Genomic DNA, 23,973 nt, shown 5'->3' on the forward strand with positions numbered 1-23,973 from the left:
TTTATAAGAATATTTATCAATAGGAGTGGACTTTAGTCCGCTTTCAAATTGATGACTTTGAATTTGGTTTTAACCAAAACTTAAAATAATCTCTAGCAGATTTGAACAGATTACGCAGATTTTTTAACGTAATCATCTGTGAAAATCTGTGGTAAATAAAACAAAATTTTCGTAATTTTAAAATAACACTTAAAACCATTTGTATGAAAGCCTTTTCCCGATTGATAATTCTTTTTTGTTTTGTCAACTATATTGCAATTTTTGCCCAAAATAATTATCCGCAAGGCTATTTTCGCAACCCTTTAAATATTCCCATTAATCTGGCTGCCAATTTCGGAGCGGTTCGTTCCAATCATTTCCACATGGGTTTGGATATCCGAACCAACAGTCAGGAAAATTTACCTGTCGTTGCTGCTGCGGATGGATATGTTAGTCGAATAAAAATAGAACGATACGGTTTTGGAAATGCAGTTTATGTTACTCATCCAAATGGTTACACGACAGTTTATGCACATTTGAATAAATATTTTGATAAACTTGATGAATTCGTAAAAGAAAAACAATACAAAGACGAAAAGTGGGAACAGGATATTTCTTTTTCACCAAAACAATTTCCTGTGACGAAAGGACAGTTGATTGCTTTGAGCGGAAATACAGGAGGTTCGGCAGGTCCGCATTTGCATTTTGAAATCAGGGATACAAAGACAGAAGAATGTATCAATCCTTTGCTTTTCGGTTTTAATATTCCGGATAATATTGCTCCAATTATTAGTGGCTTGTATTGGTACGACCGACGTTTCAGTACTTATGAGCCGGGAGCGAATGGAATTGCTGTCAAAAAAGTTGGGAATGCTTATACCTCAAAAGTTATTCAGGTAAATTCTCCTCAAATAAGCTTTGCGGTAAAAGCTGTAGATAAAGCCAATCAAGGTTTTAATCTTGGAATTTATGATGCAGAATTATTGATGGATGGAAAATCAGTTTACAGTTTTAAAATCGACAAAATACATTACAATGACACTCGATATATCAATGGTTGTGTTGATTATACAAAGTTCGTCAAAGATAAAATGAGCATTCAGCATTTATCAAATTTGCCGGGAATGAAACTTCAAAATTACAGTTCCGGCTCGGATGGAATGATCAATCTTCCGGATAATGAAATTCACAATATTGAAATTATTTTAAAAGATGTCAACGGAAATACAAGCCGATTGACCACAAAAGTTCAGCTTAATAATTCATCGGAAAAAATTTCATCAAACAATAAAACAGTTTCTCCAAACGAATCAAAAACAATTAAAACAGAAAATGCAGAAATCAATTTAAGCAAAAATGCAGTTTATGATGCTGTAAATTTCATTATGTATGAAAAACCTGATGCAGAAGCGGTTTCAAATTCAATTGTTTTAAATAGTCCATGCATTCCGATTCATGATTATTATAGTTTAAAGATTAAAACAAATAGAAAATTATCGAACGAAGAAAAAGATAATACAGTCATAGAACTCAATTACGGAAGCGATAAAAATATCATCAAAGCAAAATGGGATGGTGATTGGGCGGAAGGACAATTCAATAGATTAGGAACGGCAAGATTGTTAGTAGATAATTCTTTACCTTCAGTTTCTCCAAGTTGGAAAGAAGGGGCAATTGTCACAGTTGCTTCTTTACGATTAAAAGGAACAACAAAAATAGGTGATATTGAATCTTTCCGTGCAGAGCTAGATGGAAAATGGCTTCTTTTTTCTCGTGTCAAAGATGATTTTGTTTACATTTTTGACGAAAAATGCCCGAAAGGTTCTGGTTCTTATACATTGAAAGTGACAACCATCAATACGGCTGGAAATGCAAATACGCAGACTTTTAGTTTTTCAAGATAATTTTATTAAACACAAATGACACAAATGTTTTCACGAATAAACACAAATTATAACACAATCATCTGTGAAAATTTGTGTAAATCTGTGGGAGAAAAATTTAATAATCCGATCTTTTAATTTTAATTAAATAAATTTGTCCTTTAAAAATAAAAACCATTGGAATTCTATCCATCAATCGAAAAATCAGATATTCAGGAAATAAAAAAGTTTCAGGAGCAAAAACTTCAGGAGCTTCTGACTTATCTTGAAAACAATTCACCTTTTTATCAAAGATTATTCAAAGAAAATAATATCAATATTGCTGATATTCAGACGCTAGAAGATTTACCGAAAATCCCGACAACGGCAAAAAATGATATTCAGCAGAATAATGATGACTTTTTCTGTATTACTCTCGATAAAATTGTGGATTACAGTACAACTTCAGGAACGTTGGGTGATCCCGTAACTTTCGGGTTATCAGACAACGATTTAGAAAGACTTGCTTATAACGAAGCGATTTCTTTTGTGTGTGCTGGAATCCAAAAAGGCGATGTTGTACAGATGATCACAACGATTGATAAAAGATTCATGGCTGGACTTGCCTATTTTTTAGGTTTAAGAAAAATGGGAGCAAGCGTTGTCAGAATGGGGCCCGGAATTCCTGAACTTCAATGGGACTCAATTTTCAGATACAAACCAAAATATTTGATTACCGTTCCATCGTTTTTGTTAAAAATGATCGATTATGCAGAAAAACATGGAATAGATTATAAAAATTCCAGTGTTTATGGAGCGGTTTGTATCGGAGAAAGCATCAAAAATCAGGATTTTACAGATAATATTTTATCTCAAAAGATTAAAGAAAAGTGGGATATTAAATTATTTTCAACCTACGCTTCCACAGAAATGAGCACGGCATTTACAGAATGTGAGCATCAAATCGGAGGGCATCAGCATCCTGAATTAATCATCACAGAAATTCTCAATGATGATGGAAATGTGGTTAAAGAAGGTGAAAGTGGAGAATTAACGATCACAACTTTAGGAGTAGAAGCTCTTCCTTTATTGAGATTCAAAACCGGAGATATTGTAAAAGCACATTACGAACCTTGTGAATGTGGACGAAATACGATGAGGTTAGGTCCTGTGATCGGACGAAAACAGCAGATGATTAAATACAAGGGAACAACCTTGTATCCACCGGCGATGAATGATATTTTAAATGATTTCAATAATATTTTATGCTATCAGATCGTTATTCAGTCGAATGAAATTGGTTTGGATGAAATTATCATTAAAATAAGCACAAACAGCGACTCCGAAAACTTTGTAAACGAAGTGAGAGATCATTTTCGTGCAAAATTGAGGGTAAGTCCGAAAATTGAATTGATTGAATTTGATATTTTGTCTAAAGTTGTATTTAATCCCAACAGCAGAAAGCCGATTACATTTACAGATTTAAGGTAAAAAACTAATAAAAAAACATGAAAAAAACATTATTTCTATTTTTAATAGCTCTTTCATCATGCTTGATGGCGCAAAGAGTGAGGGTTGTTTCCGGAGATTATAATTTTTTGAAAGATCAAAAATTCATTAAAGTTGTTTTCAAATTTGAGGGAGTGACTTTTGCTAAAAAGAAAATTACCGAAGAGCAATATATCGCTGAAAGAATGGCAGATATTGAAAAAACAGGTGGAAAAGAGGAAGCAGAAAAATGGAAAAATGATTGGGAATATTCGAAATCTAAAACTTTTCAGGATAAATTCCTAGCTTCATGGAACAAAAATACCAAAATTGAAGCATCTATCAATTTCGAAAAAACAAAATATACATTAATTGTTGAGCCAACCTGGATTTATCAAGGATGGTTTGGCGGAATAATGAATGATCCTGCGCAATTAAATACTCGAATGACTTTTGTAGAAACCGATAATCCTAACAATATTTTAATGGTTGTTGAAGGAATCAAAGCAACGGGTGACAACGTCATCGGAATTCCAAATAATAACGACAGGATTGCGGAGTGTTATGCGAAAACTTCAAAAATGCTTGCTCAAAAAGTAGATCATTATACTAAAAAATAAAAATCTTTTAAACATTTAAAATAAAATTATAAAACATGAAAAAATTATTTTTGTTGATGCTTTTTGCTGTATCAGCGGTTGCAATGGCTCAGAAGTTTAAGATTCAAAGCGGGGATCTCAAATTCTTAAAAGGAACCGAAATCGTAAACGTTGTGTTTGATTATTCAGATATGAAATTGCTGAAAGAAAACTATACGGAAGCGCAATATATTCCCAAAAGAATGGAAGAACTGAATAAAAAAACAGAAGGAAGCGGTGATATCTGGAAAAAACAGTGGGAGCGAAGTAAAGAAGAACTTTGGAATCCTAAATTCATTACGATATTTAATAAAGTTCTTTCAAAAGAAGAAATTAACACCAAATTACAGGAAAATGCTAAAAGTCCATATACTTTGATTGTTAAAGTTAAATGGGTTTACCCGGGTTGGGACGCCGGAATTATGAAGCAGCCTGCAAAAGTGAATACTCAGCTTACTTTTGTAGAATCAGGTTCTAAAAAAGTATTGTGTGATATTGAAAGTCTGGAAGCTCCCGGAGATCAGTGGGGAAGTAATTTTAATAATGAAACCAGAGTAGGAGAGGGTTTTGCTAAAACAGGAAAAACACTTGCTCAGAAAATTGAAAAAGTGGTAAAATAATATTTGTATAAAATAAAAACAAAAACGGTCTGAAAATCTCAGACCGTTTTTTATTGTTGCTCTTGCTGTTTCTCCATTTTGATGAGGTTCGCAAGATTTTTAATTACTGTATCATGCTTTTTCACGAAAGGATTTTCTTTATTCCAGACATATCCCGCCAAAACCGCACAGATTTTTCTTTTTACATCAGGATTTTCAGGTTGATGGAAAAATAATTCCTGTAGATTTCCGGTGTACCATTCTTTTACGTATGTTGTAAAAACATCAACACCATAAAGAATATAATCAGCGAATTCTGTTTGCCAGTCGATTGTTTCGCCATTTAATTGTCTTAAAGCCAATTTCGCTGCAGTCATTCCACCTTCTGTTGCAAAAGCCATTCCTGACGAAAAAACAGGATCAAGGAATTCCGAAGCATTTCCTGTCAGCGCAAATCCGTCTCCGTATAATTTTTTTACTGAACAAGAATAATCTTTCAAATGTCTCGGTTCAAAAAGAAAATCTACATCTCCGAAACGCTTTACATAATAATCCGAAAGAGAAATCGCCTTTCTCAATGCTTCCGCAGGATCTCCGTTTTCAGAAAGTTTATCAATATATTCAGTTGGACCAACAATTCCTACACTCGTATTTCCATTCGAAAAAGGAATTACCCAAAGCCAGACTTCAGTTTCAATAATATCAAAAGAAATCAATGTTCCTTCCGTTCCTTCTTCTCTGTTGATGTCTTCTACGTGAGCAAAAATGGCAGAATGCGGAGATAATTTTGAAGGTTTTTCCAAATCTAAAAGTCTCGGTAAAACTCTTCCGTAACCGCTGGAATCGATCACAAATTTTGCATGAATTTCCTTCGTTTCGCCGTCTTTATTTTTTACCGTTGTGATAGAATCTGTTCCGTTGAACTCAATTCCGATCACTTCCGTTTCAAATTCCAGGTCGATACCTTTATTAATCACTTCCTGAGCCAAAGTATTATCAAAATCAGCTCTCGGAACCTGCCAAGTCCAGTCCCAGCCTTCCCCGAATTTATCGCTGAAATCAAAAATGCAGACCTCATCGCCTCGTAAAAAACGCGCGCCCAGTTTCTTTTCAAAGCCCATTTTATCTAAAGCCGGAAACAATCCCGCTTCGTCGAAATGATCCATCACTCTAGGAATAAGGCTTTCGCCCACAACCAATCTTGGAAATTTTGTTTTTTCGACAACTTTTACGTTGATATTGTTGTTCTTTAAGTATGAAGAAGATACGCATCCGGAAGGTCCAGCTCCGATTACGAGCACGTCAACAAATTCTTTGCTCATCTTTGATTTTTTATTTTATATAATAACTTCTATCTTTGCCGCAAAATTAATGACAATTAATTAATAATTACAATATTATCTACTATTACTTTTAATTAATGAAAATAAATAACTTTTTAGAACTGAACGACTTTAAAAAAATCATCATTGAGAATGAAAAAATAGAACTGGATGATACACTTTTAGCCAGAGTGGATGAAAGTTTTCAGTTTTTAAAGGATTTTTCGAAAAATAAAGTAATCTATGGTGTGAATACCGGTTTTGGCCCGATGGCGCAGTTCAAAATCAGTGATGAAGACACACATCAGCTTCAATATAATCTTATTAGAAGTCACTCTTCAGGTATTGGAAATCCTCTTCCTGCAGATGAGGTTAAAGCTTGTATGTTGGCAAGATTGAATACTTTGTCTCTTGGAAATTCAGGAGTTCACAATTCTGTCATTAATTTACTTAAAGAATTAATCAACAGAGATATTACGCCATTGATTTTCGAACATGGTGGTGTTGGAGCGAGTGGAGATTTGGTTCAATTGGCTCATTTGGCTTTGGTTTTAATCGGAGAAGGCGAAGTTTTCTATAAAGGCGAAAGAAAATCTACAAAAGAAGTTTTCGAAATTGAAAATTTACAGCCAATTCAGGTTGAAATTCGTGAAGGTCTGGCTTTAATGAACGGAACTTCCGTGATGTCAGGAATTGGTATTGTGAACGCTCACAAAGCGAATCAGTTAACTAATATTTCCATTAAATTATCTTGTGCGATTAACGAAATTGTTCAGGCTTACGACGATCATTTATCAGAAGCTTTAAATGGAACAAAATTACACGCAGGTCAGCAAAAAATTGCAGCAAGAATGCGTGAGCATTTATCAGACAGTCAATTGATCAGAAAAAGAGCTGATCATTTATATACTCACTTTGAAGAACAGGAAAAAGTCTTCAAAGAAAAAGTTCAGGAATATTATTCTTTGAGATGTGTTCCGCAGATTTTAGGACCTGTTTTAGATACTTTGGAATACACTGAAAAGGTTTTGGAAAACGAGATCAATTCAGCAAATGATAATCCGATTATTGATGTTGAAGGGCAACATGTTTACCACGGCGGAAATTTCCACGGAGATTATATTTCTTTGGAAATGGACAAGCTGAAAATCGTTGTTACGAAACTGACGATGTTGGCAGAAAGACAATTAAATTATCTTTTAAATGCTAAAATCAACGAAATTTTGCCTCCTTTTGTAAATTTAGGTAAATTAGGTTTCAATTTCGGGATGCAGGGTGTTCAGTTTACGGCAACTTCCACAACGGCGGAAAGCCAGATGTTGTCGAATCCGATGTATGTTCACAGTATTCCGAATAATAATGATAATCAGGATATTGTAAGCATGGGAACAAATGCGGCGGTAATTTGCAGAAAAGTGATCGAAAATGCTTTCGAAGTTTTGGCGATTGAAGCCATCACAATTGTTCAGGCAATCGAATATCTTGAGTTTAAAGATAAAGTTTCAACATCAACAAAAGAGTTGTACGATGAAATAAGAAAGATCATTCCTGCGTTCTCAAATGATATGGTAATGTATCCGTATTTGGAGGAAGTAAAGCAATATTTAAAGACAATGTAATTTTTAACTAAAATTAGTTGTCATTAAAACAAGGAAAGAAAAAATTACACTTAAAAAAACTAACATAAATAACACATGAAATGTGCAATCGTAACAGGCGGCTCTAGAGGAATTGGAAGAGCGATCTGTATAAAACTGGCAGAAGAAAAAAGCTATCATATTTTAATTAATTATACTTCAAACGAAGCTGCAGCAAAGGAAACTTTAGCTAAAGTTGAAGAATTGGGCTCTACCGGAGAAATCTTAAAATTCGATGTTGGAAATGCTGAAGAAACTCAGAAAATTTTAACAGAATGGCAGGAAAATAACCCAAAAGCAATCGTTGAAGTTATTGTAAATAATGCCGGAATCACAAGAGACGGATTGTTTATGTGGATGCCAAGTGAAGATTGGAACGCTGTGATTAACACGAGTTTAAATGGTTTTTTCAATGTAACAAATTTCTTTATTCAGAAATTGTTGCGTAATAAATATGGTAGAATTATCAATATGGTTTCCGTTTCTGGAGTGAAGGGAACAGCGGGTCAGACAAATTATTCTGCGGCAAAAGGCGCTTTGGTTGGGGCTACAAAAGCTTTGGCTCAGGAAGTTGCAAAAAGAAATATCACTGTAAATGCAGTTGCACCGGGATTCATTAGAACAGACATGACGCAGGAATTCAACGAAGATGAATTAAAAGCGATGATTCCAGCCAACCGATTTGGTGAAGCGGAAGAAGTGGCAGATTTGGTTGCGTTTTTAGCTTCTAAAAAGTCATCATACATTACAGGTGAAATCATTAACATTAACGGAGGAATTTATTCTTAATTAATGTAATAGTCTAACAATTTACCAATATACCAATTATTGTTACATTGTTAGATTGATACATTGTTAAATTTGAAAAACATGGAAAATAGGGTTGTAATTACCGGAATGGGAATTTATTCCTGCATCGGAACTTCTTTGGAAGAGGTGAAAGAATCTTTATTTCAGGGAAAATCCGGAATTGTTTTGGTGGACGAAAGAAAAGAATTTGGTTTCAGATCAGGATTAACGGGCGTTGTTCCAAAACCTGATTTGAAGAATCTTTTGAACCGAAGACAGCGCGTAAGCATGGGCGAAGAAAGCGAATATGCTTATATCGCAACTTTGGATGCTTTAAAACAGGCAAATATCGATCAGGACTTCTTAGATAATAACGAAGTCGGAATTTTATACGGAAACGACAGTGTTTCTCAGGCGGTTGTAGAATCTATCGACATTGCAAGAGAGAAAAAAGATACGACTTTAATGGGTTCAGGAGCTATTTTCAAATCGATGAACTCTACGGTTACCATGAACCTTTCCACAATTTTTAAATTAAGAGGAATCAATTTGACCATCAGTGCAGCTTGTGCAAGCGGTTCTCATTCTTTGGGACTGGCTTATATGATGATTAAAAACGGTTTTCAGGACATGATTGTTTGCGGAGGAGCGCAGGAAACCAACAAATATTCGATGGCGAGTTTCGATGGATTGGGTGTTTTTTCTGTGAGAGAAGATGAACCGACAAAAGCATCAAGACCTTTTGATAAAGACAGAGATGGTTTAATTCCCAGTGGTGGAGCGGCGTCTTTGATTGTTGAAAGCTTAGAATCTGCTCAAAAAAGAGGAGCAAATATTTTAGCCGAAATCGTTGGTTACGGTTTTTCTTCAAATGGTGGACATATTTCTACACCAAATGTTGACGGACCTGCTTTAGCAATGAATAGGGCTTTGCAACAATCGGGTTTACAGGTAAAAGATATTGATTATATTAATGCTCATGCGACTTCCACGCCAATTGGTGATACGAATGAAGCTAAAGCGATTTATGAAATTTTCGGAAGTGAAGTTCCGGTAAGTTCTACAAAATCCATGACCGGTCACGAATGTTGGATGGCAGGTGCAAGTGAAGTTATTTACTCGATTTTGATGATGCAAAATGATTTCGTTGCTCCGAATATTAATCTGGAAAATCCTGATGATGAGGCGAAAAGGATAAATTTGATTGCTGAAACAAAAAGTCAAAAAATTGACGTATTTTTGTCGAATTCTTTCGGATTTGGGGGAACCAATTCCGCATTAATCGTTAAAAAATTTAATTAAAAACATGGAAAGGGAGAAAATTATTGCGATTGTCAACGACTTTTTAGTAAATGAGTTCGAGGTAGACGGCGATGAAATCAGCAATGAAGCAAACTTAAAAACAACTTTAGGCTTAGACAGCTTAGATTATATTGATATGGTTGTGGTGATCGAATCTAATTTTGGTGTGAAATTGGGTGAGGCAGACTTCAAGAAAATGGTCACGTTCGATGACTTCTATTCGACTATTCAAAACAAAATCGCTGAGAAAAACGCATAATTATCGATTAAAAATTTACTCTAAACAATTTAACAATGTATCAGTTTACCAATGTTTAAGTATTGTTACATTGTTAGACTGATACATTGCTAAATTAATACTATGAATAAGTGGAAAGGTAAATCTAAAGGGACGATTCTGGGCTACAGAATTTTCGTCTGGTGTATTAGAAATATCGGAATCCGAAGTTCATATTTCGTGCTTTATTTTGTTGCGTTGTACTACTTTTTGTTCGAAAAAAACAGCAACAAATATTACAGATATTATTTCCAGAAAAGACTGAATTACGGTTATTGGAAAACAAAAATTTCTTTGTTTAAAAGCTATTTCACATTCGGAACAGTTTTGATTGATAAAACTGCAATTTCTGCCGGATTACGAGAAAAATATACCTACGAATTCGACGGTGTTGAAAACCTTAAAAATCTTTTAGCAGAAAAAAAAGGTGGTGTTTTAATCAGCGCTCACATTGGAAATTTTGAAATTGCTGAACATTTTTTTGCTGATATCGATTTTGATTGTCAGATTAATTTAGTTACAACAGATCAGGAAGTTACAGTGATTAAGGAATATCTGGAAAGCGTTTCTGTAAAAGCAAGCAGCATCAAATTTATCTATGTTAAAGATGATATGTCGCATATTTTCGACATCAATGAAGCGTTGTCAAAAAACGAATTGATCTGTTTTACAGGCGACCGTTATTTTGAAGGTTCTAAATTTTTGGAAGGCGATTTACTCGGAAAATCTGCAAAATTTCCTGCCGGACCTTTCCTGATTGCTTCAAGATTGGGAGTTCCGGTCGTTTATGTGTACGTAATGAAGGAGAAAAACCTTCATTATCATTTGTATGCAAGAGTTGCACAACAAATAAAAAAACGCGATGCACAGGGACTTTTGAATTCTTATACTCAAAATTTGGAGTCAATGATCAAAAAATATCCTCTTCAATGGTTCAATTACTTCGATTTTTGGGATGATATTGATTAAATTTCCTACTTTTACTCCCGAAAAAACTAATATTTAAACTCAAACCATTAAGATTAATTTAGAATTTATTATTAAGTCTTAATTTGTACCGAATTGATATCCGCAAATGTTGTTGTAATACTTTCAACAGGACAAAATAGCTTTTAAGATCTAAATTTCTTACCTTTAAAGAAAACCATTTTCTCCTTTGAAAAAAGAATATGACATACTTGTAATCGGCAGCGGATTGGGAGGTCTTGTTTCGGCTTTAATTTTGGCGAAAGAAGGCTTGAAAGTCTGTGTCTTGGAGAAAAATAATCAATACGGTGGAAATTTACAGACATTTTCCCGCGACAAACTTATTTTCGATACCGGAGTTCATTATCTCGGAGGACTTTCAGAAGGGCAGAATCTTCATCAGTTTTTTTCCTATTTGGGAATTATGGATGAGCTTCAGCTTGAGAAAATGGATGAAAACGGATACGATAAAATCACTTTCGGATACGATGAAATCGAATATCCTCATGCTCAAGGCTATGAAAATTTTGTTGAACAGTTATCTAAATATTTTCCTGAAGAAAAAGAGAATTTAGATGATTATTGTGAAGAAATTCAGAGAGTTTGCAACCAATTTCCTAGATATAATGTGGTTGGAAAAGACAACTATAACGAAGAAATTCTCCACTTAAATACCAAAAGATTCATCGAATCAATTACCCAGAATAAAAAACTACAATCTGTTTTATTAGGTTCAAATTTTTTATATGGTGGAGATTCGGAAAATATTCCGTTTTACGTTCATGCTTTGACGGTGAATTCTTACATTCAAAGTGCTTATAAATGTGTGAAAGGAGGAAGCCAGATCTCAAAATTATTAATTAAAAAATTGAGAGAAAACGGAGCGGAAGTTCACAAACATTCTGAGGTTTCTCAAATGACTTTTAATGAAAATGGTGTTTTAAATGGTGTAAAAACGACATCAGGAAAAGAATATCACGCGAAACAAATTATCTCAAATATAGAAATTCGTTCAATGATTAATTTGATCGGGGAAGATCGATTAAAAAAATCCTTTTTAAATAGAGTCTTGAGTTGGGAACCTGTTCCTTCATGTTTCAGTGTTTATTTTGTGTTGAAACCGAATTCTATTCCGAATTTTAATTATAATGTATACCATTATTCGAACGAAGAAATGGTTTGGAATGCTTACCAATATCAGGAAAAAGCCTGGCCGGAAACGTACATGCTTTCTTCCACAAAATCAAAACATCATCCTGAATTTGCAGAAAGCTTAACAGCAATTTCCTATATGAGTTTTGATGAAGTTAAACAATGGGAAAAGACTTTTAATACGGTTGCAGACGAACATGAACGAGGAGAATTGTATGAAAAATTCAAGATGGAAAAAGCAGAAAAAATGATTGATGCTTTGGAAAATAAATTTCCCAATTTAAGAGATTCAATTAAAAATATTTACACTTCGTCTCCGCTTTCGTATCGTGACTACATTGGGAGTTTCGACGGAAATATGTACGGATACATCAAAAGTTCAGAAAACCCTTTAAAAACGATGGTTTCTCCACGAACGAAGATCAATAATCTCTTTTTGACAGGGCAGTCTGTCAATATGCACGGAATTTTGGGCTGTACGATCGGAGCTTTCAATACCTGCGCTGAAATTTTAGGAAAAGAACTGATCGATGAAAGATTAACACAAATGATTAATAAAAATAAAAGTGAAGAAAATTAACTGGCAGTTTGTCATTCAGAACGCAACGAAGTGGAGTGAAGAATCTAAAATAGGTAGAATAGATTTCTCCTTGCGTCGAGATGGCATTAGAAAATATCTGGCTATTATTTTAATTCTCAATCTCACATCATGCGGCGTAAGAAAATCTATAAAACACGTTCCTGATGTAAAACAATATTCACTGGAAATTCCAAAAGTCAATAAAATAAACGACTCAACTTTTAGTTTTAATCAAAATTATTTAACCAAAAATAAGCAGCAGCTTTGGGAATTGTATATTAAAGGAAATCCTTTGCAGTTGGGCTATAACAATGGAGCTTTAACCCAAAATTTGATGCAGAAACAGGAAGAAATTTTCTTTTCAAAAGTGGAAGGCTTTGTTCCATCAAAGTTTAAGCAAAATTTACTGAGAGGTTTTCTGAAATGGTACAACCGAAAAATGTACCTGAATGTTCGTGAAGATTATCAGGCGGAATTGTACGGATTATCTCAGTATTCATCGGATAAATATGATTTTATTGCTCCAAAATTTCTAAGAAGTATGTATTTGCACGGAGCGCACGATATTGGTCATGCGATGCAGGATTTGATGGTGGTTGGCTGTACTTCTCTCGCGGTTTGGAATGAAAATACGGACGACGGAGATTTGCTGATCGGAAGAAATTTTGATTTCTATGTCGGTGATGATTTTGCTAAAAATAAATTAGTAGAATTTGTAGAACCGGAAAACGGAATTTCTTATCTGTCTGTGAGTTGGCCGGGAATGATTGGCGTTGTTTCCGGGATGAATAAAGAAGGAATTACGGTAACAATTAATGCAGGGAAATCTAAGATTCCGTTGACTGCAAAAACACCGATTTCTTTGGTGACAAGGGAAATTCTTCAATATGCCAAAAATATTAATGAAGCGATTGCGATTGCAAAAAAGCGAAAAGTTTTCGTTTCCGAATCTATTCTTGTTGGAAGTGCAAATGATAAAAATGCAGTGATTATCGAAGTTTCTCCTGACAATTTCGGAGTTTATAAAGTTGAAAATTCAAGCCGTTTTTTTTGTACTAATCATTTTCAATCCGATGCTTACAAAGATGATAAGCGAAATCAAAAACATATTCTGGAAAGTCATTCTGAGTATCGTTACGAAAAATTACAGGAGCTTTTAGAAGAAAAGAAAAAGTTGAATCCCGAAAAAATGGCTTCGATTTTACGAGATAAATCCGGTTTAAAAGGAGAGAAAATAGGATATGGAAATGAAAAGGCAATTAATCAGTTGTTGGCGCATCATGCGGTGATTTTTTCGCCTCAGAAAAAACTGGTTTGGGTTTCCGCAAATCCTTATCAGTTGGGTGAATTTGTCTGTTATGATTTGAACGAAATTTTCTCGGATAAAAGATTAAAAAGCGGAAAATTTGCAAAATCTGAATTGAATATTGCAAAAGATTCTTTTGTGGATTCTCAGGATTTTAAAAATTACGAAGAATATAAAAAATTAAGTTCTCAAATAGAGGGTGCAATTGATGATAAAGAAAAAACTCTTTCTGAAGAATTTATCAATCATTATAAAGACTTAAATCCTGAATTTTGGCTGGTTTATTATCAGTCGGGAAAATATTATTTTAATAAAAAAGAATATGCTAAGGCAAAAATAGAATTCGAAAAAGCTTTATCTAAAGAAATTACAACGGTTCCAGATAAAGAAAATGTTGAAAAATATTTAAAGAAAACAAATAAGAAACTAAAGAAATAATATGAAGAAATTTTTACATCTAATTTTGATTTTTGTATCATTATTGTCATTTGCCCAAAATAGAAATGAGATTGGTTCTCAATTCATCAAAACATTATTTACGGATAAGAACATGGAAAAAGCTCATGCTTTTTTTGATCCATCAATGGGCGGACAGGTTTCTCCTGAAGATTTAAAATCTTTAGAAGAGCAGCTTGAAGGACAATTGGGAGAGCTTAAAAACATTCTTGAAGTTAATAACGAAAAAGACACATATTATTTCTATTCCGACTTTTCTAAAACAAAATTAGACATTCAGATCACTTTTAATGAAAGTAATAAGATCGTTGGTTTTTACTTCGTTCCTCATAAATTTTTTGATAAAACTGATGATAAAACTGTTTTAAAAATAAAAAGTGAGGGTATTGATTTAAACGGAATTCTTCTGCAGCCTGAGCAAAACAACAAGAAAAAACTGGTTATTCTAGTTCATGGTTCAGGACCACAAGATCGAGATGAAACGATAGGAGAGAACAAACCCTTCAAAGACATTGCAGAATATCTTTTAAAAAACGGAATTTCTTCGTACAGATATGACAAAAGAACGTATTCCAATCCTGAGACATTTAATGATCAGTCTACGGTTGAGCAAGAGACAATCAACGATGCGGTAAATATTTCGAATTATTTTAAAAATAACGAAAATTTTAAAGGATATCAGATTATTGTTTTGGGACACAGTCAAGGTGCTTATCTGATGCCGAAAATTGCTGAAAAGGCAAATGCTTCAAAATATATTTTCATGGCTGGAAATGCAAGACCTTTACAGAATTTATTGGTTGAACAATTTGAATATCTTCATAAAATTGATCCTTCAAAAGTTTCGGATCAAGATGTTCAGAATATTAAAAAACAGGTGGATTTTTTGAATTCTAATAAATTTAATCTTAATACTCCAAAATCCGAACTACCTTTGGAGCAATCTGCAGCGTATTGGAAGTATTTGGTTGATTATAAACCTCTTGAAGCTATAAAATCCATCAAAGCTCCGATGTTCTTTGCACAGGGCGGAAGAGATTATCAGGTTACGGAAAAAGATTTTGAACTTTGGAAAAATCAGTTGAAAAATAATAAATCGACGGAATTTAAATTTTATCCGAGTTTAAGTCATTTATTTATCAAAGGTTCCGGAACACCTTCTCCAAAGGATTATGAAATCAAAGGAAATGTGGATGAGGAGTTTTTAAAGGATTTGACGCAATTTATTTTAAAGTAAACACCTAGTTTGTCATTCCGTAGGAATCTAAACACGAATTTTTGCAATTCGATCTCTTAAAATGGGTTTGGCTTCCTACGGAAGGGCTAAAGTTATGGTTTCTTGAAAAATGGAGAGAAATGACTGCAATCTAGCCCGATAGAAACGGTTACCCCGCAACAAGAGCAAGGCAAAAGCAGTTGGAGTGAGGAGTATGAGTGGATAGCGGGAAATAGCTCCTAAAAAAATCAATTATTTTCGGGACTTACTTTATTCAAAAATAAAAAAGTAGCAATTCCTGAAATCGCAGACATCGTAGTTGCTAAAATAAAACTTCCAATAATATATTGGAGAAGGTTGTTTTTTATCAATTCAAAATTCCATTCCTGACTTAGAATATTACTCTCTCCATGTACAAACGGAGATCCCAAGAACAACGCCGCAGCAATAATAAAAGGAATAAAAGGAGGCAAACTTACGTTGGAAGCCACAAATGCTAAAACCTTATTTAACTTAAATAAAACAGCTAATGAAATCGTAAGAAGCGTGTGAAATCCCCAAAAAGGAGAAAACCCGATAAAAACGCCCAAAGCAATCGAAAATGCCTTTGTACGGTTGCTTCCGTCGCTTTCCAACACATCTTCTTTTATAAACCTCTTAAAGCTTTTTTTTTTGAAATTATTTATGAAATTTCTCGGAATAATGTAAAGTAAAGTGATCGTCACCAAAATCGTATTCAGAATACTGATTCTTGTAAAATCTTTGAAAGGTCTAAAATGTGAAACCCTTTCCGCAGGATCATACAAAACTTTTATAGGAACATTTTTTACAGAAACGTGTCTCCATGCTGTTCTTACAATAATTTCAATCTCAAACTCGAATTTTGGAGTAAAATATTTCTTTGGAATTTTATGTAAAGGATATAACCGATAACCTGATTGTGTGTCTTCCAATTTAATTCCGGTTTCAAACCAAAACCAAAAATTAGAAAAACGATTTCCAAAACTGCTTTTCTTTGGGATGCCGTCCTGCGACATATTCCGGTTTCCGATTAATAAAATATCTTCGTTTTCTTCAAGCAGAGCTTCAACAAACACAGGAATGTCATCGGGATAATGTTGACCATCTGAATCTATCGTAATTGCATAGTTGTAGGCTAATTCTTTTGCCTTTCTGAAGCCGAGTTTAAGTCCGTTTCCTTTTCCTTTATTCTCAGGTAAATTAATGACACTGATTTGAGGATATTCATTTAAAATTTTCGGTGTGGAATCGGTAGATCCGTCATTAACAACAATAATGTTTTGCGTATAATCCAAAACACCGTCGATCACTCTTTTCAGTGTCTTTTCATTGTTGTAAGTAGGTATTAAAACGCATATTTTCTTTTCAGAAATTGCATTTTGTACTTCAGGAAGGGTCATTGTTTTATTTTAATGTTGCTCTTTCTGCGTCGGTCATGGTTTTAGACTGTGCTGCAAATCTTTTAATATAATTTTTCAATGCAGTATTTTGCTTTGTGTAATTATTTAATAAAAATGCTTTGTCATCTTTTAAACTTCCTCTATATCCTACAATTTTAGGAATATTTTCCTGAACGCTCATTCTTATCACTCTTAGCTCGGCATTGTTCGGATTACTTTTAATAATTGCTTCAAGATCTGTTGCACCGGCTTTTACCAATGCCTTTCTGTTTGATTTTGCAATTTTAGCTTCCATGATCTTTGCTGCAGCTTTGTAACCAGTCGTTACAGCATCAGAACCAGATTGTTTTTCAGCGATATTAATGAAAGCTTCGGTATTTTCATTGGAAGAGTTTGCCTTTGCATAGCTGTTTCTCAATGATTCCAGATCAGATTGAAAAAATAAAATAAAAGCTGTTATGAATGAGAAGATAAGTTTCATGAAGTCAATTTTTGATAGTTTACTGACATTTTTAATGCAATAGTCTCGCCAAAAGAAGTGGTATTCTTTACTTTAATATCTTCTTCTGTCTGAGTGATATCTAATTGTAATTTCAAATCAGGCGTTTCAAAAGGATTGATGATCGCCATAAATTTTACATTGGAAGCCGTTTTTAAGAATAATTTTGACCCAGTAAATTCTTCCGTCAGTTCCTTTACGATCTGCATCATACAAACTCCTGGTGTTACAGGATTTCCAGGAAAATGACCCTTAAATATTTCGTGATCTTTGTTCAAAGAAATATTGGCAATATAACTTCCGTTTTCTGTTTTTTCGTATGATTCTAATGTGTAAAAGTCTGTAAGAATGGTCTGCATAAAATTATTTTTTCATGTTAAATGTATAATAAACTCCCGCCTGGAAAGTTACATTTGAGTGATCTCCGTTAAAATAGTAAACTGGAACAAATCCTTTTTTTACTCTGGCTTCAACCCCAAAGTTTTTAGTAATATCAAATCCTAAACCTGCTGTTATTCCCAAATCGACCTCATTTTCAGCATCGAAGTTTTTCTGTTCTACCAAAAAATCCAAAGTTGGTCCGAAATGAACATTGAATTTGTTGAAATAAAATTTATTTACCAACTGAACACCCACATAAGTCGCTGTAAGAGTTTGCCCGTTCCAGTTATTGATATTGGTATCAAGTTTAGTTCCCTGTCTTGAATAATTAATTTCCGGCTGCAAAGCATAAAATTTAGCAAAACGAATATTTCCGAATAAGCCTATATAAAAGTCAGTTTTTGTTTTGAAATCCATAGTAGGATTTGTTCCGGAAGGATAATAATCATAATCCCAATAGTAATAACTTTGACTGCTGTTATTGGTAAAGTGTGAAAAATTAGCTCCCGCTCTGATTCCCGGATTAAAAGTCACCTGTGCAAAAGACAATCCTGAAATAATGATCGTGAGTAAAGAAATGATTTTTTTCATGTGTAATTTATTCATTTTCGGTTATTTGAAATAGTTTTATATTTATTTTGAAGTCTTTGTGTTGAAGATTCAAACTATCCGCGAAGATATGTTTTTTTGCATCAAAAGTAAAATCGATTTTTTCCTTATTATTTTTCGTATAAACAATCTGTTTCAGTAAATTATTTTCTTTGTTGAAGAATAAATAGTAGGATTTTTTATCAATTTTTGAGAGATAAATATTAGAATTCCCATTTTCAAAGCTTTCATTAACAGGATATTTTTGTCTTAAAAGATGTTGAAAATCGTTCTTTAAAAAGTTGATGACGATCTTTTTATCCAAATCTGGCAAAACATAATTAAGCTTAAAATCATTCTCGGAAATCTCAAAATCAATTAATTTATTTCCGAAATCTGAAGTTAATACGACACGATGTGTCGTTCCGTTGATCTTTTTAATAATTAAAATTCCGCTTACATGATTTTTATAAATATCCATCTGACATTTATAAACATAGTCTTCATTGGAAGAAAAATATAAATTTTCAACTGTTTTTTCAGAATTTGAAATCGATTTTACGTCTGTAAGCTTATATGTTTTACACGAAGCTAATGATAAGAAAATCAGACTATAAACTAAATTCTGATGCAGAAATCGGCGCATTGATTTTTGTGTTTTTGAAAACAATATTCGTTGTATCTCCCGAAGCTTCCGTCATATTTACCTGTGAAACCGTTGATTGCCCTTTTGGAAAGCTCAATTCGATTTGCTTAATATATTTCAGTAATTGAGCAGATTTCGGAGTAAATTTTGCAATGTTGAAATTGGCGTTTTTCAGATAAGTCACTGAAAATTCAGGATCATTAAACATCTGTCCGTTTGAACTTCCAACGATTAACTTATTGATTTTCTCAAACGTTTTGCTCTTTGCATCAACGGAAGATTTTTTTCCCTGATCGTTGATGAAAATTTTATTATCCTTAAAAACAATGCTGTACTGATAAGGTTTTAAATATTTCCAGCTCAGCATATTCGGAGTTTTTAAAGACATTCTTCCATAAGTGACAATACTTTTATCCAAAAAATCCATCTTTTTGGTTTGAGTAAAATCAGCCTGTAAAGATTTTATTTCCTTCGTTTCCGATGAAACTTTGGCTACAAATGCTTTTGCTTCCGCTCCCGACATTGTCGTATTTTGAGCAAAAAAGAAGCTGGAAACTAATAAAAATGCTCCGAAAGCAATATTTTTAATCATTTTTTTAACGTTTTAATTTAACCACAAAAGTCACAAAAGATTATTTATATTTTAATTTAAACATCAGAAATCAAAAGCTAGCAAAAGATGAAAATCAAAGATTTTCAAAACTTAGGTGTTCTTTAAATACAATTATTTGAACTTAAAATTCTAATGTGTTAAAAAACTTTTGTCTCTTTTGTGGTTAAAATATTATCAATTGTAAAAGTTGAATAATTTTTCGCCTTCAAAAATACTAATAAATCTACCAAAACATTGTACGTTTTTTCCGAAGTGTCATGAAGAAGAATGATACTTCCTTTTTTTAATCCTTTTGTAACTTTTCGGTAAATTTTTTTCTCATCTTCTGTAATTGTGTCCAAAGAACGAACATTCCAGCCAATGCATTTTTTGTGAGTTTTTTTGATGGCTTTAGCAATATTCGGATTGGTTACACCAAAAGGAGGACGGTATAAATTGGTTTTAATATTTCCAACTTTCAACATCACTTTATCACATTTTTCAATTTCCTCAAACATTTTTGAAGTGGATAAAAATCCTGTAGTATTCGAATGCGAAAGCGTATGATTTCCAATCGTATGACCTTCTGCAATAATTCTCTGAAAAGTTTCCGGATATTTTTCGATCTGTTTTCCGATACAGAAAAAGGTTGCTTTTGTATTGTTTTCTTTTAATACATCTAAAAACTTCGGAGTAAATTCAGTCGGGCCATCGTCAAAAGTCAAAGCAACTTCCTTGATTTTCGTTCTCTTGTGAATAATACTGTTGACAAAATAACTCAATCCAATATCAAAAGATCCCCAAGCTAAAACCGCTGTAAATCCTAGAAAACAAAAGAAATACACCAAAAATCCTCCATGAAACGCGTAAATAAAAACGTTACAGAAAAGATAAAATAGGATAAATGGATAATGTTTCATCTTTAATTGTTTTTGAATTTTTTAGGTCATTGCGAGGAATGAAATGACGAAGTAATCTTTAATAATAGATTTGTCCTTCGTTAGAATGACAATTGTATTGTTTTTAATATACTATAAACTAAGCTTTCCCCAACAAAACCAAACTATGGTCATTTCTACTCAAATGATTATAAAGTAGAATATTTTTAATCTCCTCTTTTTTCAAGTCATTAATCATCATCACTTCCGGAATTTCCTGATTTTTCAGAATATGACAAGCCATAAACGTTGAAAAACCACTTGCCGTATTGAATTCTCCGCTCAAATGCTTGTAATACAACAATGCGGAATTTTCAAATAAATCCATTGCTTTTGTGTAATAAATATCAGATTTTAAATCTCCGCTGAAACCTAAAATTACAGCATCAATTTCATCATTTTTCAAATTATTTTTAGCTAAAAAACCTTCAATAAATTGTTGAGTTTCTTCTAAATCTAATCTGCTACTGATTTGAATATCTTTTAATTGAGCATAAGAGCTTTCCGTTTTATCTTTTCCTAAGACAAAAAAACTGGCTCCTTCTCCCCAAATCGCACCATCCGTTGTTGAATTCAAATAATCAACGGGAAGATTTTCTTCTTTTTTAATGGTTTTGTTTAATTTATACAATTCCATTGTTCGGTCGGTTTGTTCGTCTGTTGAACCGACCAAGACATTTTCTGCTTCTTCATCATTGATCTGCAATTTTGCATCCAAAAATGAAAATTCCAGCGACGAAGAAGTATTTACATACGTGAAATTGTACGCGTGACATTGCAAACCTAAAGCAATTTGTCCCGCAACAGTATTGTGTGTAGATTGAATAAAAAACGTTGGAGTCAGAAACTCTTCATTATTGTCAATCACATTTTTTAGAAATTTTTCAGAATCTTGAGAACAACCCATTCCTGTTCCGACGATAATCGCGTCAGGATTTTCAATTCCGGCTTCTTGTAAAGCATATTTTGATACTACAGAACTCATTTTTACCGTTTTAGACATTCTTCTGCTTGCTGCAGGCGGAATGAATTCTTTGTAATTGGGTTCGATAGCTTTTAAAACCTGAGGTGAATTTACAGGCTGTAAATTTTGGAAAAAATTTTCATTTAACGTGTCCTGAACCGAGATACAGGCTGCACTGTTGATGTAAACTGCACTCATGATTTTGAGAAAATTAATGTTGAACAATTTCCTCCAAAGCCGAACGAATTGGAAAGAACGTGGTTAATATTTTTCTCTTTGAGTTCCGTCACAGGTGTCAAATCAAATTCTTCCATCTTTGTTTTAAAATTGAGATTTGGGAAAATGATATTATTTTGAATGGCTAATAATGAATAAACTGCTTCAATTCCCGCTGCTGCTGCCAGAGTATGACCTGTAAATGCTTTTGTAGAACTGAATTCCGGAACATTATTTTCTCCAAAAATCCGGATCATTGCAATTCCTTCCGATAAATCATTATTTGGTGTTGCCGTCCCATGAACGTTGATATAATCGATATTTTCTTTATTTAAACCTGAAACTTTCAATGCTTTTTCCATTGCTAAATAAGCTCCCTGTCCATTCTCCGAAGAAGCAGTTTGGTGATGAGCATCGTTCGCATTTCCATATCCAGAAAGATAGCCGAGAACTTTTTTGTTTTCTTTTTTCACAACTTCATCAGATTCCAAAACAATGAAAGCGGCTGCTTCACCCAGATTCAGACCTTTTCTGTCATTGTCAAAAGGAGTGTTGTAAGAATCGGTTAAAATCATTAGCGTACTGAAACCGTTCAGCGTAAATTTTGAAAGAGAATCTGTTCCGCCAACAATTACTCGGTCCAAAACTCCATTTTTGATGAGTTTTGCGCCCATCATAATTGCATTTGCGGCAGATGAACAAGCTGTACTGATGGTCGAAACCATACCTTTTAAGCCCAAATAATCTGCAATCAGCAATGATGAATTTCCCGCATCGTGAGAGTCGATATATTTTTGCTTTTCAGGGAAGTCTTCGTAGGTGTAGAAATATTTTTCGGTGATATCCATTCCGCCAACGCTTGTTGAGGAAATCAAACCTGTTTTATATTCATTAATATCGGAAATTCCGGCACTTTCTACGGCTTCTTTTGCAGCAACTATACCTAATAAAGCAGTTCTTGTTGCATTATTATCTTCACTTAACTGAAGTTTCTGCACCAATTTTTCATTAGACAATTTTATCTCGCCCGTTTTAATATTTCCAGCATGACGAGTTTCAAACAATTGAATATCTGAAATTCCATGTTTTCCGGTTTTTAACGAACTCAAATTTTCCTCCACATTGTTTCCAATGGCGGAAATGATGCCCATTCCTGTTATGGCAATTTTTTGACTCATTTTTCCAAAATGTAGCAATGTATCAATATAACAGTTTACCAATTGCTAGACTGCTATATTGATATATTAATTTATTTCGTTCTGTTTTCTTCAATGAATTTCGCCATTGTGTCGATTGATTCGAAAATTTCCTTTCCTTTTTTAGGATCGGCTAATTTTATTCCGTATTCTTTATCAAGAAGAACGATTAACTCCAAAGCGTCGATAGAATCCAATCCAAGACCACCTCCGAATAACGGATCTGTATCTTTGATTTCTTCTACTGCAACGTCTTCAAGGTTAAGAACTTCGATGATTTTGTGCTTTAATTCTTCTCTTAAGTTTTCCATAAATAAATTTCATTTATAATGTACCAATGTATAAGTTTAACAATGTAGCAATAGTTATTAGCGTTTTAAAAATTGGTAAACTGGTACATTTTTATATTGTTAAATTACAAAGTAAGCAAATATACGAAAGCATTATAACTTTCCTGATAGAGTTCTACCCAGCCACACAACACTTTATCAGCCTTTCCTGACTGTAAAATCTGTTCTGAGTAATCGTTTAAAAATTTTTCATCAAATTCATCCAAAACAAAAAAAGCATTCTCTGTCTGCATTTTATGTTTGATACTTATCTCGCCTACACAAATATTGGGTAAAGTATATACAAAAACCGCAGGACTCGGGAAATAATTTTCCTGAGAATTGATGCTTTCCTGATATTTAAAGTCGGTGTCTAAACTTGATGATTTATTAGCAAAAACTAATGCTGTTCTGCTGTGGTCTTCGTCTTTTAAAATCATTTCAGAAGCAAGAAAAGCAAGTTTGCTTAAGCTATCCATTTTATGAAATTTAGGATAATTTAATTCTAAACTTTTGTAAGCCTCTTTCGCGAAGTCTGAAAAAATTTCAGTTGGGGTTTCAAAAATAATTTCGTTGTTGAGAACGATTTTTGATTTTTCTATGGTGCAAATGTCTGTTTTCTTCATGGTTTTCA

Annotated in this window: 24 protein-coding genes; 12 read left to right on the forward strand and 12 right to left on the reverse strand. The window is 33.4% G+C overall.

The window, feature by feature from the left end; genetic code table 11:
• Positions 1–203 precede the first annotated feature (203 nt).
• The 4 genes from ABD940_RS18865 to ABD940_RS18880 all read left to right on the forward strand — a co-directional run bounded on the left by ABD940_RS18865 (position 204) and on the right by ABD940_RS18880 (position 4,587).
• Positions 204–1,883, forward strand: a complete 1,680-nt coding sequence (locus ABD940_RS18865) for a M23 family metallopeptidase (protein ID WP_345207388.1) — start codon at positions 204–206, stop codon at positions 1,881–1,883.
• Between the two features lie 156 nt (positions 1,884–2,039).
• Complete coding sequence (flxY, locus tag ABD940_RS18870) at positions 2,040–3,332, forward strand: flexirubin biosynthesis putative acyl-CoA ligase FlxY (RefSeq protein ID WP_345207390.1); 1,293 nt, start codon at positions 2,040–2,042, stop codon at positions 3,330–3,332.
• Positions 3,333–3,349: 17 nt separating this feature from the next.
• Positions 3,350–3,949, forward strand: a complete 600-nt coding sequence (locus ABD940_RS18875; protein ID WP_345207393.1) for a hypothetical protein — start codon at positions 3,350–3,352, stop codon at positions 3,947–3,949.
• Positions 3,950–3,984: 35 nt separating this feature from the next.
• Positions 3,985–4,587: a hypothetical protein gene (locus tag ABD940_RS18880; RefSeq protein WP_345207395.1), complete on the forward strand. Its 603-nt coding sequence runs from the start codon at positions 3,985–3,987 to the stop codon at positions 4,585–4,587.
• A gap of 50 nt (positions 4,588–4,637) precedes the next feature.
• Here ABD940_RS18880 and ABD940_RS18885 read toward each other — a convergent pair whose 3' ends face one another.
• Positions 4,638–5,888: an NAD(P)/FAD-dependent oxidoreductase gene (locus tag ABD940_RS18885; protein ID WP_345207397.1), complete on the reverse strand. Its 1,251-nt coding sequence runs from the start codon at positions 5,886–5,888 to the stop codon at positions 4,638–4,640.
• Between the two features lie 98 nt (positions 5,889–5,986).
• Between ABD940_RS18885 and flxA the strand changes: the two genes are divergently transcribed.
• The 8 genes from flxA (at position 5,987) to ABD940_RS18925 (ending at position 15,590) form a co-directional block, all read left to right on the forward strand.
• Positions 5,987–7,507 carry a flexirubin biosynthesis tyrosine ammonia-lyase FlxA gene (flxA, locus tag ABD940_RS18890; RefSeq protein WP_345207399.1) on the forward strand — a complete coding sequence of 507 codons (1,521 nt, stop codon included), beginning with the start codon at positions 5,987–5,989 and terminating at the stop codon, positions 7,505–7,507.
• Positions 7,508–7,582: 75 nt separating this feature from the next.
• Positions 7,583–8,314 carry a flexirubin biosynthesis SDR family reductase FlxB gene (gene flxB / locus ABD940_RS18895; RefSeq protein ID WP_345207401.1) on the forward strand — a complete coding sequence of 244 codons (732 nt, stop codon included), beginning with the start codon at positions 7,583–7,585 and terminating at the stop codon, positions 8,312–8,314.
• A gap of 81 nt (positions 8,315–8,395) precedes the next feature.
• Entirely contained in the window at positions 8,396–9,616 is a 1,221-nt protein-coding gene (locus tag ABD940_RS18900) for a beta-ketoacyl-[acyl-carrier-protein] synthase family protein (RefSeq protein ID WP_345207403.1), read from the forward strand.
• Between the two features lie 4 nt (positions 9,617–9,620).
• Positions 9,621–9,875, forward strand: coding sequence for an acyl carrier protein (locus ABD940_RS18905; protein WP_345207405.1), 255 nt, complete (start codon positions 9,621–9,623; stop codon positions 9,873–9,875).
• Between the two features lie 102 nt (positions 9,876–9,977).
• The gene (locus ABD940_RS18910; RefSeq protein ID WP_345207407.1) at positions 9,978–10,862 is read left to right on the forward strand and encodes a lysophospholipid acyltransferase family protein; all 885 of its coding nucleotides are present in this window, start codon (positions 9,978–9,980) and stop codon (positions 10,860–10,862) included.
• A gap of 187 nt (positions 10,863–11,049) precedes the next feature.
• Positions 11,050–12,591, forward strand: a complete 1,542-nt coding sequence (locus tag ABD940_RS18915; RefSeq protein ID WP_345207409.1) for a phytoene desaturase family protein — start codon at positions 11,050–11,052, stop codon at positions 12,589–12,591.
• A 70-nt stretch (positions 12,592–12,661) separates the two neighbouring features.
• A complete protein-coding gene (locus tag ABD940_RS18920; protein ID WP_425550373.1) occupies positions 12,662–14,335 on the forward strand; it encodes a C45 family autoproteolytic acyltransferase/hydrolase in 1,674 nt (557 codons plus the stop codon).
• A gap of 1 nt (position 14,336) precedes the next feature.
• Positions 14,337–15,590 (forward strand): alpha/beta hydrolase, encoded by a 1,254-nt coding sequence (locus ABD940_RS18925; RefSeq protein ID WP_345207411.1) that lies wholly within the window; start codon positions 14,337–14,339, stop codon positions 15,588–15,590.
• A gap of 227 nt (positions 15,591–15,817) precedes the next feature.
• Here ABD940_RS18925 and ABD940_RS18930 read toward each other — a convergent pair whose 3' ends face one another.
• From ABD940_RS18930 to ABD940_RS18980, 11 genes are all read right to left on the reverse strand, one after another.
• Positions 15,818–16,990, reverse strand: coding sequence for a DUF2062 domain-containing protein (locus ABD940_RS18930; RefSeq protein WP_345207413.1), 1,173 nt, complete (start codon positions 16,988–16,990; stop codon positions 15,818–15,820).
• 4 nt (positions 16,991–16,994) lie between these two features.
• Complete coding sequence (locus tag ABD940_RS18935; RefSeq protein WP_345207415.1) at positions 16,995–17,471, reverse strand: amidohydrolase family protein; 477 nt, start codon at positions 17,469–17,471, stop codon at positions 16,995–16,997.
• A complete protein-coding gene (locus ABD940_RS18940; protein ID WP_345207417.1) occupies positions 17,468–17,848 on the reverse strand; it encodes an ApeI family dehydratase in 381 nt (126 codons plus the stop codon). The genes ABD940_RS18935 and ABD940_RS18940 overlap by 4 nt, the downstream gene beginning before the upstream one ends.
• 4 nt (positions 17,849–17,852) lie before the next feature.
• The gene (locus ABD940_RS18945; RefSeq protein WP_345207419.1) at positions 17,853–18,461 is read right to left on the reverse strand and encodes an outer membrane beta-barrel protein; all 609 of its coding nucleotides are present in this window, start codon (positions 18,459–18,461) and stop codon (positions 17,853–17,855) included.
• 7 nt (positions 18,462–18,468) lie between these two features.
• Positions 18,469–19,104 carry a flexirubin biosynthesis protein LolB2 gene (gene lolB2 / locus ABD940_RS18950; RefSeq protein ID WP_345207421.1) on the reverse strand — a complete coding sequence of 212 codons (636 nt, stop codon included), beginning with the start codon at positions 19,102–19,104 and terminating at the stop codon, positions 18,469–18,471.
• The gene (gene lolA2, locus ABD940_RS18955; RefSeq protein WP_345207423.1) at positions 19,070–19,696 is read right to left on the reverse strand and encodes a flexirubin biosynthesis/transport protein LolA2; all 627 of its coding nucleotides are present in this window, start codon (positions 19,694–19,696) and stop codon (positions 19,070–19,072) included. Before lolA2 ends, lolB2 begins: the two co-directional genes overlap by 35 nt.
• Before the next feature lie 158 nt (positions 19,697–19,854).
• A complete protein-coding gene (locus tag ABD940_RS18960; RefSeq protein WP_345207425.1) occupies positions 19,855–20,616 on the reverse strand; it encodes a polysaccharide deacetylase family protein in 762 nt (253 codons plus the stop codon).
• A 118-nt stretch (positions 20,617–20,734) separates the two neighbouring features.
• Complete coding sequence (locus ABD940_RS18965; protein ID WP_345207427.1) at positions 20,735–21,796, reverse strand: beta-ketoacyl synthase N-terminal-like domain-containing protein; 1,062 nt, start codon at positions 21,794–21,796, stop codon at positions 20,735–20,737.
• Positions 21,793–22,992 carry a beta-ketoacyl-[acyl-carrier-protein] synthase family protein gene (locus tag ABD940_RS18970; protein WP_345207429.1) on the reverse strand — a complete coding sequence of 400 codons (1,200 nt, stop codon included), beginning with the start codon at positions 22,990–22,992 and terminating at the stop codon, positions 21,793–21,795. Before ABD940_RS18970 ends, ABD940_RS18965 begins: the two co-directional genes overlap by 4 nt.
• Positions 22,993–23,063: 71 nt before the next feature.
• Positions 23,064–23,321 carry a phosphopantetheine-binding protein gene (locus ABD940_RS18975; RefSeq protein WP_345207431.1) on the reverse strand — a complete coding sequence of 86 codons (258 nt, stop codon included), beginning with the start codon at positions 23,319–23,321 and terminating at the stop codon, positions 23,064–23,066.
• A gap of 104 nt (positions 23,322–23,425) precedes the next feature.
• On the reverse strand, positions 23,426–23,965 hold the full coding sequence (locus tag ABD940_RS18980; RefSeq protein ID WP_345207433.1) for a 3-oxoacyl-ACP synthase: 540 nt from the start codon (positions 23,963–23,965) through the stop codon (positions 23,426–23,428).
• Between the last annotated feature and the right edge of the window lie 8 nt (positions 23,966–23,973).

Origin of the sequence: Chryseobacterium ginsengisoli (assembly GCF_039542325.1) — a bacterium.
Taxonomy (GTDB): domain Bacteria; phylum Bacteroidota; class Bacteroidia; order Flavobacteriales; family Weeksellaceae; genus Chryseobacterium; species Chryseobacterium ginsengisoli.